We start from the raw sequence: 905 nt of genomic DNA, 5'->3' as shown, positions 1-905 counted from the left end.
GGCGGGGGCGCCGTGGTGGGTGCGGTTGTTCTCGGGGTGCGGGTTCGCCGTGGTTGTTCGCGCAGTTCCCCGCGCCCCTGAGGGGGTGCACTCACAGCGTCTTTGATGCGCCGATCGGCATGTCCCAGAGGTTTTCCCGGGGGAGGCCTGCTTTCTCCCAGGCCGCGCGTACGCGCGTCAGGGGCTCCAACACCGGCTCCGCGGACAGGACGAACGTGCCCCAGTGCATGGGGGCCATCCTGGTCGCCCCCAGGTCCTGGGCCGCGCGGACCGCCTCCTCCGGGTCGCAGTGGACGTCACGGAGCCACCAGCGCGGGTCGTAGGCTCCGATGGGCAGCAGGGCCAGGTCGATGCCGGGGTAGCGGCGGCCGATGCGGGAGAACCAGTGGCCGTAGCCGGTGTCACCGGCGAAGTAGACGCGCCCGCCGCCTTGGTCGGTGAGGACCCAGCCGCCCCACAGGCTGTGGCAGGTGTCGGTGAGGCTGCGCTTGGACCAGTGGTGGGAGGGGACGAAGTCGAAGCGGACGCCGTCCAGTTCGGCCGCCTCCCACCAGTCGAGCTCCGTCACGCGGGTGAAGCGGCGGCGGTGGAACCAGCGGGCGAGCCCGGCCGGCACGAACACCGGGGTGTCGCGCGGGAGGCGGCGCAGCGTGGGGGCGTCCAGGTGGTCGTAGTGATTGTGGCTGATGACGACGGCGTCGACGCGCGGCAGGTCCTCCCAGGGGACGCCCACGGGCGTGATCCGGGCCGGGGTGCCGAGGATGCGGCGGGACCACACCGGGTCGGTGAGGACGGTCAGCCCGCCGATGCGCAGTACCCAACTGGCGTGCCCCGCCCAGGTGACGGCGATGGTGCGGGCGTCGACGCGGGGCAGCGGGGCGGGGCACGCCAGTTGGGTACTGCGC

The 905-nt window shown here is 73.0% G+C and carries 1 protein-coding gene; it reads right to left on the bottom strand.

Annotated features, from left to right (window positions below; all coding sequences use genetic code 11):
• Positions 1-91 precede the first annotated feature (91 nt).
• Positions 92-905 (bottom strand): MBL fold metallo-hydrolase (locus tag K4G64_RS39365; RefSeq protein WP_221760635.1); only part of this gene is annotated, 814 nt, incomplete at its 5' end.

It is taken from the genome of Streptomyces sp. WAC04114 (assembly GCF_019733245.1).
In the GTDB taxonomy this organism is placed as follows: domain Bacteria; phylum Actinomycetota; class Actinomycetes; order Streptomycetales; family Streptomycetaceae; genus Streptomyces; species Streptomyces massasporeus_A.
This window is presented reverse-complemented; position numbering and strand designations above follow the sequence as displayed.